Origin of the sequence: Hymenobacter amundsenii (genome assembly GCF_002204745.1) — a bacterium.
Lineage (GTDB): Bacteria > Bacteroidota > Bacteroidia > Cytophagales > Hymenobacteraceae > Hymenobacter > Hymenobacter amundsenii.
In genome coordinates, this window is the sequence record NZ_NIRR01000056.1 from 1 (window position 1) to 14,697 (window position 14,697).

12 protein-coding genes and 1 pseudogene are annotated in these 14,697 nt (G+C 61.3%); 10 read left to right on the forward strand and 3 right to left on the reverse strand.

The window, feature by feature from the left end:
• The first annotated feature begins 61 nt into the window (after window positions 1-61).
• The 6 genes from CDA63_RS18800 (at window position 62) to CDA63_RS18820 (ending at window position 7,802) form a co-directional block, all read left to right on the forward strand.
• On the forward strand, window positions 62-3,538 hold the full coding sequence (locus tag CDA63_RS18800) for a T9SS type A sorting domain-containing protein (protein ID WP_165768396.1): 3,477 nt from the start codon (window positions 62-64) through the stop codon (window positions 3,536-3,538).
• Between the two features lie 157 nt (window positions 3,539-3,695).
• Window positions 3,696-4,061, forward strand: a complete 366-nt coding sequence (locus tag CDA63_RS21675; RefSeq protein ID WP_262490678.1) for a HupE/UreJ family protein — start codon at window positions 3,696-3,698, stop codon at window positions 4,059-4,061.
• Window positions 4,019-4,297, forward strand: a complete 279-nt coding sequence (locus CDA63_RS21680; RefSeq protein WP_262490679.1) for a HupE/UreJ family protein — start codon at window positions 4,019-4,021, stop codon at window positions 4,295-4,297. The genes CDA63_RS21675 and CDA63_RS21680 overlap by 43 nt, the downstream gene beginning before the upstream one ends.
• Window positions 4,298-4,448: 151 nt before the next feature.
• Window positions 4,449-6,815, forward strand: coding sequence for a M1 family metallopeptidase (locus tag CDA63_RS18810; RefSeq protein ID WP_088466002.1), 2,367 nt, complete (start codon window positions 4,449-4,451; stop codon window positions 6,813-6,815).
• 65 nt (window positions 6,816-6,880) lie between these two features.
• Window positions 6,881-7,390 (forward strand): HEAT repeat domain-containing protein, encoded by a 510-nt coding sequence (locus tag CDA63_RS18815; protein WP_126546954.1) that lies wholly within the window; start codon window positions 6,881-6,883, stop codon window positions 7,388-7,390.
• Window positions 7,391-7,427: 37 nt separating this feature from the next.
• On the forward strand, window positions 7,428-7,802 hold the full coding sequence (locus CDA63_RS18820) for a PH domain-containing protein (RefSeq protein ID WP_088466010.1): 375 nt from the start codon (window positions 7,428-7,430) through the stop codon (window positions 7,800-7,802).
• Between the two features lie 78 nt (window positions 7,803-7,880).
• Here the strand turns inward: CDA63_RS18820 and CDA63_RS21800 are convergent.
• The 3 genes and pseudogenes from CDA63_RS21800 to CDA63_RS18835 form a co-directional block, all read right to left on the reverse strand.
• Window positions 7,881-9,881 (reverse strand): annotated as a pseudogene (locus CDA63_RS21800) (prolyl oligopeptidase family serine peptidase); the annotation flags it as partial.
• A 100-nt stretch (window positions 9,882-9,981) separates the two neighbouring features.
• Entirely contained in the window at window positions 9,982-11,364 is a 1,383-nt protein-coding gene (locus CDA63_RS18830) for an NAD(P)/FAD-dependent oxidoreductase (RefSeq protein ID WP_088466004.1), read from the reverse strand.
• Window positions 11,365-11,446: 82 nt separating this feature from the next.
• A complete protein-coding gene (locus CDA63_RS18835) occupies window positions 11,447-12,127 on the reverse strand; it encodes a carboxypeptidase-like regulatory domain-containing protein (RefSeq protein WP_165768397.1) in 681 nt (226 codons plus the stop codon).
• A 120-nt stretch (window positions 12,128-12,247) separates the two neighbouring features.
• Between CDA63_RS18835 and CDA63_RS18840 the strand changes: the two genes are divergently transcribed.
• From CDA63_RS18840 to CDA63_RS18855, 4 genes are all read left to right on the forward strand, one after another.
• The gene (locus CDA63_RS18840; protein WP_088466006.1) at window positions 12,248-12,637 is read left to right on the forward strand and encodes an ArsR/SmtB family transcription factor; all 390 of its coding nucleotides are present in this window, start codon (window positions 12,248-12,250) and stop codon (window positions 12,635-12,637) included.
• A gap of 78 nt (window positions 12,638-12,715) precedes the next feature.
• Window positions 12,716-13,042, forward strand: coding sequence for a (2Fe-2S) ferredoxin domain-containing protein (locus tag CDA63_RS18845; RefSeq protein ID WP_126546955.1), 327 nt, complete (start codon window positions 12,716-12,718; stop codon window positions 13,040-13,042).
• Window positions 13,043-13,172: 130 nt separating this feature from the next.
• Window positions 13,173-13,871, forward strand: coding sequence for a YjjG family noncanonical pyrimidine nucleotidase (locus CDA63_RS18850; RefSeq protein ID WP_088466008.1), 699 nt, complete (start codon window positions 13,173-13,175; stop codon window positions 13,869-13,871).
• A gap of 53 nt (window positions 13,872-13,924) precedes the next feature.
• The gene (locus CDA63_RS18855) at window positions 13,925-14,473 is read left to right on the forward strand and encodes a hypothetical protein (protein ID WP_088466009.1); all 549 of its coding nucleotides are present in this window, start codon (window positions 13,925-13,927) and stop codon (window positions 14,471-14,473) included.
• Window positions 14,474-14,697 lie beyond the last annotated feature (224 nt).

Consider the following 14,697-nt stretch of genomic DNA (forward strand, 5'->3'; position numbering starts at 1 on the left):
GGCCTCACGCCACATGAATTTGTGTGTGCCCAGTGGCAGAAAAACCCCGTTAACTTTACCCATGACCCGACCCACCTCACGCTGGGACTATACAACTAGCCTGACCATCGGTTCCGACCTGCGCTTTGTGGGCGCGGGCAACGCAACATTTGGCGGCTCCGGCCTCACCGATTTGCAAAGCGTTTCGCTGGCCAAGGCCACCCAGGCCGACGTAGTGGACATGAACCTGCCCACGCTTTCGGTGAAGGGCAGCAGCACCAGCGGCGACGGATTCCTGCTTACGCGCACCACGGCCGCAACTCCGGCCGACGACATGACCGGTACGCTGAAGCTTTCGGGCACGGCAACCATCAGCAACAAGGTGTTCGGGAACGCGCCAGCCTATATCATTCCGGGCACCGGAGGATTCTGGCTCAGCAACCCCAATTTCACTGTTGTCGGCCAAACGGGCACGGCCACTGTGAGCGGGTTGGTGCGCCTTGCGGCCGGCAGCTACAACGTGGGCACGGGGGCCGGCAACTCGCTGCTCCTAAGCACTGGCTCGGTGCTGGCAGTAGAAGGTGGCACGCTGACGGCCGCGGGCCGCGTGGGCTCGTTTACCGGGGCTACTACCGCTTTTACCACTACTTTTTCGCTTAGTGGTGGTACCATCAACGTAGCGAACGTCGGCAATGCATCAGGAACGCCCTCTTTCAGTATTAATGGAGTGAGTACTGTCTCGGGTGGCACCATCAACCTAGTACAACGCAGCACGGCCACCACACCGCTCGACTACTACGTGGCCGGCACCTACAACTTCACGGGCGGAACCGTGAACGTGGGAACGGCGGCCACGGCCACTAACTTCGATTTCCGGGTGCGCGGCAACATGCCCAACCTAACCATCGATAACACAACCAATCCGAAGAGTGCCTTACTGGCTGGCCAAACCAATCCTTTCGGCACGGTACTCATTACGCCCGGTACCACGCTAAACCTGAACGGAGCTATTTTGCTACAGCTTGGCTCGGCCATTACCAATAACGGGACGCTCACGGGCACAGCAACTGGCAGCCGCCTCTATTTCCAAGGTTCGGTAGCGCAGAGCATTGGCGGTACGGGGGTTGTTGCCAGCCCACTGGTACAACTGACGTTCCAGAACAGTGGTCCTGGCGTAACGGTGAACATACCTATCACGGTACGCAACATTGCCATGTTCCGTGGCAATGTTATCAATGCCAATAACCTAACGGTACAGTCGAGCACTAGCAGCCTCGCCGTTGTATCATTCGGCATAGCCAGCCCTACCTCCGCGGCCGGCAGCTTCGACGTAGCTCCGACCTTCGACTTGGTCACCAGTGGTCTGTACCTAATCTATAATCCGGAAACAGCCCCACGGACTACGGGCCTGGAGGTTCCTGCCTCCCGCGTAGTGTACTACGCTGATTTCAACAACCCGCAGGGCGTGACGCTGGCGGGTGGTAACCTGACGGTGGAGGGACCATCTGCCACGGTTAGCTCCATCGGGCTGCTGGCGGGCATTGTCACGACCTCAACTAACAATGTGTTGATCAGTGGCAAAGCAACTAGCGTAATGCCTACGGGTTCAGCTACGTCCTACGTGAATGGCCCATTGGGCATTATGGTGAACAGCGCGACGGCTGTGAGTCGCATCTTTGCCGTAGGCGACGCGGCTGGGTGGCGGCCGGTAGCGGTTAACGGTATCACGACTACCGACAGCCAGCTATTCACGGCCACTGTCATTAAAAGCGCTACGGGCGGCACGGTTTCGGGCGGGCTTTCGGGCTTGAATCCCACGCGCTATGTGCGGATCCAGAACTCGGCCAGCCTACCTGCTACGGCCCGCGTGCAGCTCAGCTATGGCGCGGATGATGTGCTTGGAGCCCCGGCTACGGCTGTGGTAGCCCAGGCCGCTACGGCGGGCGGCGCCTACGCCAGCCTCGGCGGAGAGGCCGCTACGGTTCCGACCACCGGCATCCTTTCAACCCAGGACCTGACGCCCGGCAACGACTTCTTCGTGTTGGCTAATACCGAAGGCGGCGTACTGGCCACCTCGGTGGCAGCCGTTTGTGCGGGCTCGAATACCGGCACCATCACGCTGACAGGCAACACCGGTGGTACTATCACGGGCTACGAGGCCAACACTGGCAGCGGTTTCGTGGCCGTGGCCGGTACCAACACCGGCACCAGCTACACCTTCACCAACCTAACCGCTACCACCACCTTCCGGGCCGTTATCACGACGACTGATAGCCGTACGGTTTACTCGGCCCCGGTAACCGTAACGGTAACGCCGGCTCCGGTAGCCACTTTCACTTACGCCAGCGCCTCGTTCTGTAAGAGCGGCGCCAACCCCACCCCCACCGTGACGGGCACGGCCGGCGGTACGTTCAGCATTTCTCCGGCTGGCCTGACCATCGACCCAACGACCGGCACTATCGACCTGAATGCCAGTACGGCCGGCACTTATATGGTGACCTACACCGTGCCAGCTACGGGCGCCTGCTCGGCCGCCAGCACCACGTTCAGCCTGACCATTACTGCCCCTGCTACGGCCGGCTTCAGCTACGCCAGTGCTACGTATTGCACCTCGGCTACCGGCATCGTGCCAGCAACGCTGGTTACCGGTGCTACGGCCGGCACCTTCAGCAGCACTCCCGGGCTGGTTATCGATGCGGCCACCGGCGCTATTACGCCTGCTACCAGCACGGCTGGCACTTATGTGGTGACGAATACGGTAGCCGCCAGCGGCGGCTGCTCTGCGGTAACGGCCACGTTCAGCGTAATTATTACTGCTCCGGCCACGGCCGGCTTCAGCTACGCCAGCAGTAGCTATTGCGTAGGCGCAACCAACCCTACGCCGACCCTCACGGCTGGCGCTACGGCTGGTACGTTCAGCAGCACAGCGGGCTTGGTTATTGATGCTGCCACCGGCATTATCAACCTGAGCACCAGCACGGCCGGCACCTACGTGGTAACGAATACCGTAGCCGCCGCAAGCAGTTGCGCGGCCGTAACGGCCACGTTCAGCGTAACCATCAACGCCCGGACGGCGCAGCCAACGGTGACCGCACAATACAACGGCACCGTCACCACGCTCACGAGCAGCGCGGCTACTGGCAACCAGTGGTTCCTGAATGGCACGGCCATTCCTGGCGCCACCAACTCCACGTATGTGGTGAACGCGGCAGCCCAGTTTGGCTCCTACACGGTGGTTGCCACCAACACAACCGGTTGCGCCTCGGTGGCGTCGGCCGCGCTCGTGGTGACGTCGACGGTGAAGCCGCTGGCCGGCACCTCGCTGCAGCTCGCGCCCAACCCCACCACCGACGGCCTGCTGACGCTGAAGCTGGCTGGCTACACCAAGGCCGTTGACCTGACCATCTACAACGCCATCGGCCAGCCGGTCCGCACCCTTACGGTGCCCGCTGGCCACCTGGAGCAGCCCCTCGACCTGAGCGAACTGCCCGGCGGCGTGTACTTGCTCAAGGCCCGCACCGAAGGCGGCCTCGACGTCCGTCGCATCGTGAAGCAGTAGCCTGAACGGGTTTTCTGCACCTGAACCAAGGAGCCTGCCGACACCTGTCGGTAGGCTCCTTTTTTTTGCGGACGTATGGGTAAACCGCTTTAGGGCCCCGTTATTCGGCCGTTATTCGGATATTTAGCCGGCCGCTTCTCCCTGCTTTCTCTGTCGCATGTCCGTTTTTAGCACCTACCTCCAGCTCGGCTTCTACCACATCTTCAACCTGCGCGCCTACGACCACTTGGTGTTTCTGCTGGCCCTGTGCGCTCCCTACGTGCTGCGCGACTGGCGGCAGGTGGTAGCGCTGGTTACAAGCTTCACGGTGGGCCATTCGCTCACGCTCGCCCTGGCTACGCTCGATGTGGTGCACTACTCGCCCCAGCTGATTGAAACGCTGATTCCGGTCACGATTATCCTCACCAGCTTGCTCAACCTGGCCCGGGCGGCCGGCCCGGGATGCGCCCGGCCGAGCGGCCTGCGGCCCGCCCGGCCATTGTGCTGTCACTGCCCGACCTGCTGGCCGCCGGCTTTGGGCTGATTCATGGGCTGGGCTTTTCGAGTTATTTGCGTGGGCTGCTGGGCCAGCAAAGCCGGCCGGTGCTGGAGCTGCTCAGCTTTAATGTGGGCGTCGAGCTGGGTCAGCTGCTGATTGTGGGCCTGATTCTGGGGCTGGGGTGGCTGCTGCTGCGGGGCCTGGGCGTAGCCCGCCGCGACTGGCTGCTGACGGTAAGCGGGGCGGCGCTGGGCATTGCGGCGGTGTTACTGCTGGGCTGAAGGCACTGCTGATGGTGCCTTCCAGTGGCCCTGCTCCCAGCCTGCAACCTACCGGCCGCTACGGCGTCTTTCGCCGCACGCGGCGATTAGTCGTTGCCCGTTTGCCGGCTTGTTCGGATATTTACAGATTCCCCTCCTTTTTTTGTTTTCCATGCTGAAATCTACTCTGCTGACTGCCGGGCTGGCGGCGCTGCTGGCGCTGCCAACGGTGGCCCAGACCACCAACTCCGGCACCGACAAATTCGCCCAACTCGAAACCCTGCTGCCCACGCCCAACGTCTACCGCACGGCCTCCGGCGCGCCCGGTACCGACTACTGGCAGCAGCGGGCCGACTACAACATCCGCGTGCGCCTCGACGATGAGAAGCAGGCCATCAGCGGCGACGAGGACATCACCTACACCAACCTCTCGCCCGACGTGCTGACTTACCTCTGGGTACAGCTCGACCAGAACATCCTCGACAAGAACTCGATTACCACGGCCACCCAGCTGGGTGAAATCCAGCCCAAGATGCCTTTCCAGGCCGTGGACTACATGCAGCGGAGCGATTTCGACGGAGGCTTCAAGATTTCGGAGGTGAAGCTGAAAGGCGGCCGGGCGTTGCCCTACGTCATCAACCACACCATGATGCGCGTGGATTTGCCCACGCCCCTCAAGCCCAAGCAGAGCGTGACGTTCAGCATCGGCTGGCGCTACAATATCAACGACCAGACGAAGATCAACCAGCGCAGTGGCTACGAGTTCTTCCCCGAGGACAAAAACTACCTCTACGAAATCGCGCAGTTTTACCCCCGCATGGCGGTGTACTCCGATTACCAGGGGTGGCAGAACAAGCAGTTTCTGGGCAACGGCGAGTTTGCGTTGCCCTTCGGCGACTACCGGGTGAGCATTACGGCCCCCGCCGACCACGTGGTAGGCGCTACTGGCGTGCTCCAGAACCCCAACGACGTGCTCAGCAGCACCCAGCGCCAGCGCCTGAGTCAGGCGCTCAACGCCAAAAACCCGGTCCTGATTGTATCGCCTCAGGAGGCCGAGAAGGCTGAGCAGAGCCGCGCTAAGGGCACCAAAACGTGGACCTACGCCGCCAAAAACGTGCGTGACTTCGCCTGGGCTTCCTCGCGCAAGTTTATCTGGGATGCCATGGGCATCAAGCAGAACGGTGTGCCGGTGATGTGCATGAGCTACTACCCCAAGGAGGGCAACCCGCTCTGGGGCAAGTACTCGACCGAAGTGGTGGCCCACACCATCAAAACTTACTCTAAGTATACCATTCCTTACGATTACCCGGTAGCCATTTCGGTGCACGGGCCGGTGGGCGGCATGGAATACCCGATGCTATGCTTCAACGGCGGCCGCCCCGAAAAGGACGGCACCTACACGGCGGAGCGTAAATACGGGATGATTTCGGTGATTATCCACGAGGTGGGCCACAATTTCTTCCCCATGATCATCAACTCCGACGAGCGGCAGTGGACGTGGATGGATGAGGGCCTGAACTCGTTTGTGCAGTACCTGACGGAGCAGGAGTGGGAGCGGGATTACCCCTCGCGCCGCGGCGAGCCGGCCAAAATCGTGGACTACATGCGCACCGACAAGAGCCTGCAAACCCCGATCATGACCAACTCGGAGTCGGTGCTGCAGTTTGGCAACAACGCCTACGGCAAGCCTGCCATTGGCCTCAACATTCTGCGCGAGACGATTATGGGCCGCGAGCTGTTCGACTACGCCTTTAAAACTTATGCCCAGCGCTGGGCCTACAAGCACCCCACACCCGCCGACTTCTTCCGCACGATGGAGGATGCCTCGGCCGTGGACCTGGACTGGTTCTGGCGCGGCTGGTTCTACACCGTCGACCACACCGACCTGGCTATTGCCGGCGTGAAGCAGTACAACGTCAACTCCCAGAACCCCGACATCGAGAATGCCCGCCAGCGCGAGCTGGCCGCCAAAAACCCCGGCAGCATCTCGCAGCAGCGCAACCGCAAAGACATCGCCAAAACGCTGGTCGACGAGAAGCCCGAGCTCAACGACTTCTACAACCAGTACGACCCGCTGACCACCACGCCCGCCGACAAGCAGCGCTACCAGCAACTGGTGAAGGGCCTGAGCGCCGAGCAGCAGCAGCGCCTGGGCAGTGGCCTGAACTTCTACGAGGTGAGCCTCAAAAACCTGGGTGGCCTGACGATGCCCATCATCATGCAGCTGACTTACCAGGACGGCCAGAAGGAAATCCAGCACATTCCGGCCGAAATATGGCGCAAGAACAACGCCGAGGTCAGCAAGGTGTTCATCACCGAAAAGCCCGTGGTGAGTTTCGTGCTCGACCCTTTTCAGCAGACCGCCGACACCGACCTGAGCAACAACGCCTGGCCCCAGCAGGCCGCACCTTCGCGCTTCGAGCTGTTCGAGTACCAGCAGCGCCAGCAGCCCAACCCCATGCAGCAGCAGTCGGCCCTGCAGCAGAAGGAGCAGAAGCCGCTGACCACGCCAGCCGGCTCTACGGGTGGCACGAAGTAACCAGCCGTTTTCTGGTAGTTTTGAAGCAGCCGGCCCTGGTGGGGTCGGCTGCTTTTTTTATAGCAATGCCCAACTCATCTTCCGGCCTGGAATCACTCAGGAACCAAGCCCTCGGCCCCGATGCGGAGGCGGCTTACGAAGCCTTCGAGTCCTTAACTGCTATTGGCACTGAGGAAGTAGCGCAGTTTTACCTGGCCCTGCTGGAAACGGCGGAGCGTGGGTGGCGCAACCGGGCCGCCATGGGTTTGGCGTACCTGGGCGATGAGCGGGCCGTTGCGCCGCTTCTGCAGGCCATTCAGCGGCCGGAAACCCGCGGCTGCAATGGCACAATGGTGTATGCCCTCACGCAGTTTGATTGTCGGCACTTATTGAAAGAGCTTTTCCAGATGGTCTTTCAGCAGGGCTACGAGGCGCAGCTGATGGCGCTGATGGCCATTGAGGAACAGGATTTCGAGTATTCCATCGAAGATGTGGCCTTCATTCAGCAGCAGTGGGCCGTGGCGCAACTGGCGCCGAGCACCTCGTTGCGGGAGTTGGGCCTGGAAAACATCGGGGAACTGGTGGAAGAGTTGTAGCTTTTCAACTTCTTTCCCACCATCCTATTCATCTACCATGGGACTTTTCGACGGTATTCTCGGCAACGCATCAGAAACTGAAGCCCAAGCCATTCAGCTGGAGCTGAGCCAATTGCTGGCCCCCGGCGAGGAGGTGCGCAAGGCTTACTCCGTCATTCGCGACCTGCTCGTGTTCACCACCAAGCGCCTGATTCTGATTGACAAGCAGGGCGTAACGGGCAAGAAGCGGGAGTACCTGAGCGTGCCCTACCGCAACATTGAGCGCTATTCCACCGAAACTACCGGCCACTTCGACCTCGATGCGGAGCTTAAAATATGGGTGCGCGGCATGGCTGAACCCATCATTAAAACCTTCCGGGTCGATAAAAACATCTACGATGTGAGCCGAACGCTGAGCGAGTTCACTCTCTAAAACAAGCAGCGCGGCCGCAACCCGGCCGCGCTGCTCTTTACTGCCCGCCGGCTGAACTGCGGCCGGCTTCAGGTACTTGTCGTACCAGGCCAGGTAGCGGTCGTAGCGGTCCTTCACGTAGCTGGGTTTGCTGATGCCGTGAAACTGGCCGGGGTAGATGATGAGTTGGCTGGGTACCTGCCGGCTTTGCAGGGCCTGGTACATCTGCTCGGTATTGAGAAGGGGCACGTTAAAGTCCTTCTCGCCGCACAGAAACAGCGTGGGCGTGCTGATCTGGCCGGCGTGAAAGAAGGGGTAGGAAACGCGCACCCACACATCGGGGTGCTCCCAGGGCGTGCCCAGCTCGGTTTCGTAGTCGCGGATGTACTGGTCGGTGCCGTAGCCGGCCAGCACGTTGGCAATGCCGGCCCCGCTGGTGGCGGCCTTGAAGCGCGGGTCGCGGGCAATGAGGTGGTCGGTGAGGATGCCGCCGTAGCTCCAGCCGCCCACACCCAGGCGGGCCGGGTCGGCCAGGCCCTGCTGCACGGCGTAATCGACCACGGCCAGGGCGTCTTCCGAGTCCTTGTGGCCCCAGTCGGCGTAAATGGCCCGGCTGTATTCGAGGCCCCGGCCCGAGCTGCCGCGGGGGTTGGCGGCCACTACCACGTAGCCGTGGGCAGCCAGCAGCTGCCACTCGGGCGAGAAGGCGTAGGCAAACTGCGCCACCGGCCCGCCATGAATCCGGAGTACCGTGGGGTAGCGCCGGCCCGCCGCGTAGCCCACTGGCTTCACCACAAACCCACTGACCCGGGCCCCATCCGCACTAGTCGCCTGGATAGGCTCCACGGCGCCTAGTTGCACGGTTTTCAGCCACGCATCGTTCTGCTGCGAGAGGGGTCGCAGGCTTTTCTTCTCGAAGGCAAACACTTCCTTCGGCTGCAATGGCTCGCTGTTCACGACCACCACCTGGCCCTTAGGGCCCAGCTCGAACTCCGTGACTTCGCGCTGCCCGGCCAGCACCCGTTCTGGCTGGCCGCCCTGGGCGGGTACCCGGGCCAGCACTTGGGCCCGGTCGTCTTCGAGCAGGAAATAGAGCGTTTTGCCATCCGTTGACCACTGGGGCTTGCCGGTGTTGCGGTCGAGGCCGGGCATGAGCAGGCGGGGCGTGCCGCCGGTAGCGGGCACCACGGCCAACTGGTGCAGGCCATATACGAGCTGCTCGCGGGGCGCGCCCTCCACGAAGGCAATCTGGCGGCCGTCGGGGCTCCAGGCGGGGCGGCCGCTCCAGCCCCCGGGGGCACTGTCGGCCACGTCGGTGGTCGTGAGCGGGCGCGGCTGGGCCCCGGCCCGGGCATCCATCACGTAGAGGTCGTAGTTGTCATGGCGGTCGGGGTCGGGGCCGCGCTTGCTCACGAAGGCCAGCTGGCGGCTATCGGGGCTCCAGGCCGGCAGGTGCTCGTCGTAGGAGCCGGGCGTGAGGTTGGTGAGGCGGCGCGTGGCCACATCGAACAGGTACAGGTGCTGGCGCTGGGCATTGAGGTAGCCATCAACATCCTGCTTGAATTGAAACCGGTCGATGACGATGACGGGCGGCGTTTTCTTTTGGGTCTTCTGCTTCTGCGTGAGCGAGTCGGGGTCGGCATCGCGGATGATGAGCGCCAGCTGCTTGCCGTCGGGGGCCCAGACGTAATCCTGCACGCTGCCCTTGAGTTTGGTCACTTTCTCGGCCTCACCCCCGCGGCGGTTCAGCAGCCAGAGTTGCGCCTGCCCCTCCTCGCCCTCGCCCCGGCTCGACAAAAAGCTCAGGTACTGCCCGTCGGGCGAAAAGCGGGGGCTGGTTTCGTTGTCGGGGCTGGTCGTGACGCGCAGGTTCTGCGAGCCGTCGTAGCGGGCCATCCATACGTCGGCGTTGTTCTTATCGGTGGCCGTATCGGGGCGGCTCACCACGTAGGCCACCCACTGCCCATCGGGCGAAAAATGGGCGTCCTTCACGTCGCGCAGCTGTTGCAGGTCGCGGGCCGTGAGTGGATGCGGGGTAGCAGTTTGGGCTGCCCCGGCCAGGGGCAGCAGGGCACTCAGCAGCAGTAGCATTTTTTTCATCGGGCGGCAGGAAGGGTGGAATTGTCAAAAGACCAGCCTGCGGGCCCAGCGTTGCCTCGCCGCTGGCCCGAAGCTGATAAGGCCCGCCCCGAGCCGGTTGTCAGCCGCCTACCACTGGGGCGTTGGGAGCCGCCACGGGCGGGTGGTACTGGGCCGTGGCGACCTTGTGCTCGGCGGCGACTACGCCCTGTTGGTCGTTGAAATCGTGGCGCTTGTAGGGGCGAATAATCAGGCGCAAGGCTTTATCGGAGCTGAAGTAGCTGATGCCCCAGCTGATGAACGTGATAACCTTGTTACGGAAGCCCACCAGCGTCATCAGGTGCACAAACAGCCAAGTCAGCCAGCCCAAAAAGCCGCTGAAGTGGAGGTCGCCGGGCAAATCTACCACGGCCCGGTTGCGGCCCACGATGGCCATGCTGCCCTTGTTGAGGTACTTGAACGGCTTCAGTTCCTCGCCCTTTAGCAGACGCTGGAAGTTGTCGGCCAACTGCTCGGCCTGCTGAATGGCCACCGGGGCCAGCATGGGGTAGCCGCGGGGCATTTCTTCGGTAACCATGTTGGCCACGTCGCCGATGGCGTACACGTTGCGCTGGCCCACCACGCGGTTCTGAGTGTCCACATTAACGCGCTTGTTGCGGGCAATTACTTCCTCGGGTAACCCGTCGATGGCCGCCCCGTTCACGCCGGCCGCCCAAATCAGGTTCTGGGTCCGGATGAATTCGGTGTCGGAGTAATAGAGCTTGCCGTCTTCGTAGCGCTGGGCGTGGGTGTTGAGGCGCAGGTGAATCCCCATATCTTCGAGGTATGTTTTCCCCTTTTCCTGCGACTCCTTGCTCATCGGCCCCAGCACCTCGGCGCCCGACTCGATGAGGTATATTTCCATCTTTTTCAGGTCGAGCTCGGGGTAATCCTGGGGCAGCACGTCGCGGCGCATTTCGGCCAGCGAGCCGCAGATTTCCACGCCCGTCGGGCCGCCGCCTACCACCACCACATTCATCAGGGCCTGGCGCTGGCCGGGGTCTTCGGTGAGCAGGGCCTTCTCGAAATTCTGGAACAGGTAGCTGCGCAGGTTAAGCGAGTTCGGCACGCTCTTGATCTGCATGGCATTCTGCTCGATGCTTTCGAGCCCGAAAAAGTTGGTGAGCGAGCCGGTGGCCAGCACGAGGTGGTCGTAGCCGATGTCGCCCACGCTGGTTACCACCGTATTACGACCAGAATCGATGCGCTCCACGTCGGCCATGCGGAAGAAGAAGTTCGGCTGGCCGGCAAAAATCTTGCGAATCGGGTAGGCGATGCTGTCGGCTTCGAGGGCCCCGGTAGCCACCTGGTAGAGCAGGGGCTGGAAGTTGTGGTAGTTGTTGCGGTCGATGACGACCACTTGTACGGGGGACTTGGCCAGGTCTTTGGCCAGCCGAAGTCCGGCAAAGCCGCACCCAATGATAACGATGCGAGGCTGGGAGGTTTGCGGCAGATTGGTATCCATAGGAAAGCAGCGGGTCAAACAGTTGCTTTACTGCATATCCGAAGCCAGGGTTGGCCCCGGTTGTACGTCCCGTGGCTTCGGTCTAATAGTCTACGCCTTCTTTCTTCTTGAATTCGCCGTCTTTCACCTGCTTGATGAGCTGCAGCCAGCTGAAGGGGTTGAGCAGTGGGTTGTTGGTGGCCGGGGTCTGGCCGAAGCCCATGCGCCGCTGCTGGTCTTGCTGCTGCGCCTGCATGGTTTGGCGGTAGTTGCCCATGCTGGTAACCGGCAGGTTATTGAACATACGGCGCATTACTTTCTCGTTGAGCTTATCGGCGGGCGTGCGGTCCTGCTCCGAGGGCACTTTCATGGCCAGAAATGCTTCCTTGAAGGCCCGCTCGGTGGCGTAGGGGAAAATGCGCACCTCCGGCAGCACGGTGGCATCTTCCTGGAGCTGCACAATTACCGAGTAGCTCTGGCGCGGGTAGGTTTCGGGAATAATCACGTACTGGTTGCGGTAACCCAGGCTCCGAATCACGATACTGTCGCCGGCCAGTACGGGCAGCGAGAAGTAGCCGTATTCGTTGCTGGAAGTGCCCCGGCCGGCCTTGGGCACGAAAATAGCCGCGCCGGGCACGCCCAGCAGCGAGTCGCCGGAGGCCACGATGCCGGTAAACTGCACCACCGGCCGCTGGCCTTGGGCCTGGGCCGCGCCGGGCAGCAGCCCTAATGCTGCCACCAGCAAAAACAGCGGCAACAGAAAGAAAATACGGATTCGGGCCACAAGCAACATACAAACTATTACAGACAACAAAGATACGGCGCTTATTGGAGGCACTGGCAGGTTTGCCCTAAATTCGGGGCCGGCCAGCGGCGGGCTTCCTCCTTCCACCTTTGCCTAAAGATGCGTCTTAAACACTTTACCGTTGCATTTGGTCAGCAAGTATTCAAGGCCCTCGGCGATGAGAGCCGGGTACGCATCCTGCATTTGCTCTGGCGCAACCAGGAAATGTGCATCTCCGACTTGGAGCAAATCCTCGATTTCACCCAGACCAAAACCTCCAGGCAACTAGCGTACCTGAAAAATGCCGGGCTGGTCAGCTTCCGCCGCCTCGACAACTGGGTGTTCTATTTCATCAAAGACGAAGCCCAGGATTTTTTGCAGCAGTTGCTCGGGTACATGGAGCGCGACCAGCAGCTGGTGCACGACCAGCAGATTTACCAGACCCTGTGGTCGAACCGGGAGCTGGCCGCGTATAAGCTCCAGAACCGCCGCTGGCACGGGAACCGTTGATTGGCCCCGATTTTTCGCTGATGACGCTGATTTGCATGGCGCGGTATCTCTATTTTTTAGCTCTGTTTGCTTAATAGCGTGAAATCAGTGGATAAGATGGCCCGCCTGTTTGTGTGCGCGGCCCAGAAAGATGAGGTGGGCCGGGAGGTGGCGAAGGCCCTGAAAGGCGAATTGAAGAAGCAGGGGCTGAAAACGGTGCTGGTAGGCGGCGAGAAGCGCAAGGTGCGGGTGCAAACCTGCAACTGCCTCGACCTGTGCAAAAGCTGCAAAAAGGGCCCCGGCGCGGCCCTCATCGTTTACCCCGACGGGGTGGCCTACGGCAACGTGCGCCCCCGCGACGCGGCTGAAATCGTGCACGAACATCTGGGCGAAGGCCGGGTTGTAGAACGATTACGCCCTGATTAATTGCGAGTTGCCAGCCGCTAATAAGGGAACGTCATGCTTCGCCTCCGGCTGCGCTCAGCATGACGTTCTTTTTCAATTAGTATCGCCTTTCAAAAGCTTTATTCCCTCCTTTTTAGCCCTCCGTTTCTACTTGAAAACCTACCGCCACCTCTTCTTCGACCTCGACCATACGCTCTGGGATTTCGAAACCAACGCCGACGAAACGCTGCGTCACCTCTTCGACCACCACGATTTGAGCCGGTATGGCATGTTCACGGTGGAAGAGTTCATCCGGGTCTATTCCGATATCAACCATGGGTTGTGGCGGCTTTACCAGAACGGTAAAATCGGGCAGCAACAACTGCGGGCTACCCGCTTCCCGCGCACGTTTACCAAGCTGGGCCTCGCCGAATCCGATTCGCCAGCCGATATGTCGGAGCAGTTCACTGATCTGCTACCCCACAAAACGGCCGTGTTCCCCTACACCCACGAGGTGCTCGATTACCTGCGCGACAAGGGGTACGAGCTGCACCTGATTACCAACGGCTTCCGTGAAATTCAGCACCGCAAGCTCCAAGCCTCCAACCTGACCGACTACTTCCGCGAAGTTATCACCTCTGAGTGCTGCGGCCACCTCAAGCCCGATACCCGCATTTTCGAGCATGCCCTGGAGCGCACCGGCGCCACTGCTGCCGAGAGCCTGATGGTGGGCGACAACCTGGAGTGCGACGTGCTCGGGGCCCACAACGCCGGCCTCGACCAAGTATACTTCAATCCCGACAAGCGCCGCCACTTCAACCAGATAACCTACGAAATCAGCTGCTTGAGTGAGCTGAAGGAGTTTTTATAGGGCTGGCGGTGAGCCCGCCGGAGCTCAAACGGTCAATCGGTTACCTTTGCCGAATGATTCGACTGATTGGTTTTTCGGGCCGCCGGGGCAGCGGCAAAGACACCATCGCCCGGTTGCTTCAGCAGTTGCAACCGGAACGCAAGTGGCATATTCGCTCGGTAGGCGAGCCGATTAAGGCCGTGTGTGCGGCGCTGGCTGGCGAAGGCACGGCCCCTTATTTCTCCCAGCAGGGCAAGGCCGAATTGCTACCCACCTTCGGGCGCACCCGGGGCGAAATGCTCCAGCAGGTGGGCCTGGCGCTGCGCCAATGGGAGCCTGATGTTTGGGTGCAGGCCTTTTTCTCGCAGTTGCCCACCAAACAGCACACGCTCATTCCCGACGTGCGCTTCCCCAACGAGGCCGACCTTATCCGCAGCCGCGGCGGCCTTATGCTGCGCGTGGAAGGCGACCCGCTCGGCCAGCGCGGCGACGGCACCCGCGACGACGCCCACCCCAGCGAAACCGCCCTCGACGACTACCCCCACTTCGACGCTGTACTGCATAATTCCGGCTCGCTGCCTGACCTGGAGCGGCAGGTGCGGGAGTTGCTGGCGAGGCTGTAGGTTGGTGGTAAGTGGTGGACTGTCATTCTGAGCGAAGCCGGAGGCGTAGTCGAAGAATCTCTACTGCTTCATTGGATTACCGTTGTAACGAAGTGGTAGAGATTCTTCGACTACGCCTCCGGCTTCCTGCTGGCCCTCGGCGACTCGGTGAAGGCCGACGACGTGCAGAGCCGCCTCAAAACCCTGCGCGAAGACGCCGTGCGCCAGCTCCGCGACCGGTCCGA

What these genes read in the sequence shown, in the direction of transcription:
- CDA63_RS18800 (WP_165768396.1), top strand. Translation starts at nt 62, where the DNA reads ATGACCCGACCCACCTCACGCTGGGACTATACAACTAGCCTGACCATC.
- CDA63_RS21675 (WP_262490678.1), top strand. Translation starts at nt 3,696, where the DNA reads ATGTCCGTTTTTAGCACCTACCTCCAGCTCGGCTTCTACCACATCTTC.
- CDA63_RS18810 (WP_088466002.1), top strand. Translation starts at nt 4,449, where the DNA reads ATGCTGAAATCTACTCTGCTGACTGCCGGGCTGGCGGCGCTGCTGGCG.
- CDA63_RS18815 (WP_126546954.1), top strand. Translation starts at nt 6,881, where the DNA reads ATGCCCAACTCATCTTCCGGCCTGGAATCACTCAGGAACCAAGCCCTC.
- CDA63_RS18820 (WP_088466010.1), top strand. Translation starts at nt 7,428, where the DNA reads ATGGGACTTTTCGACGGTATTCTCGGCAACGCATCAGAAACTGAAGCC.
- CDA63_RS18830 (WP_088466004.1), bottom strand. Translation starts at nt 11,364, where the DNA reads ATGGATACCAATCTGCCGCAAACCTCCCAGCCTCGCATCGTTATCATT.
- CDA63_RS18840 (WP_088466006.1), top strand. Translation starts at nt 12,248, where the DNA reads ATGCGTCTTAAACACTTTACCGTTGCATTTGGTCAGCAAGTATTCAAG.
- CDA63_RS18855 (WP_088466009.1), top strand. Translation starts at nt 13,925, where the DNA reads ATGATTCGACTGATTGGTTTTTCGGGCCGCCGGGGCAGCGGCAAAGAC.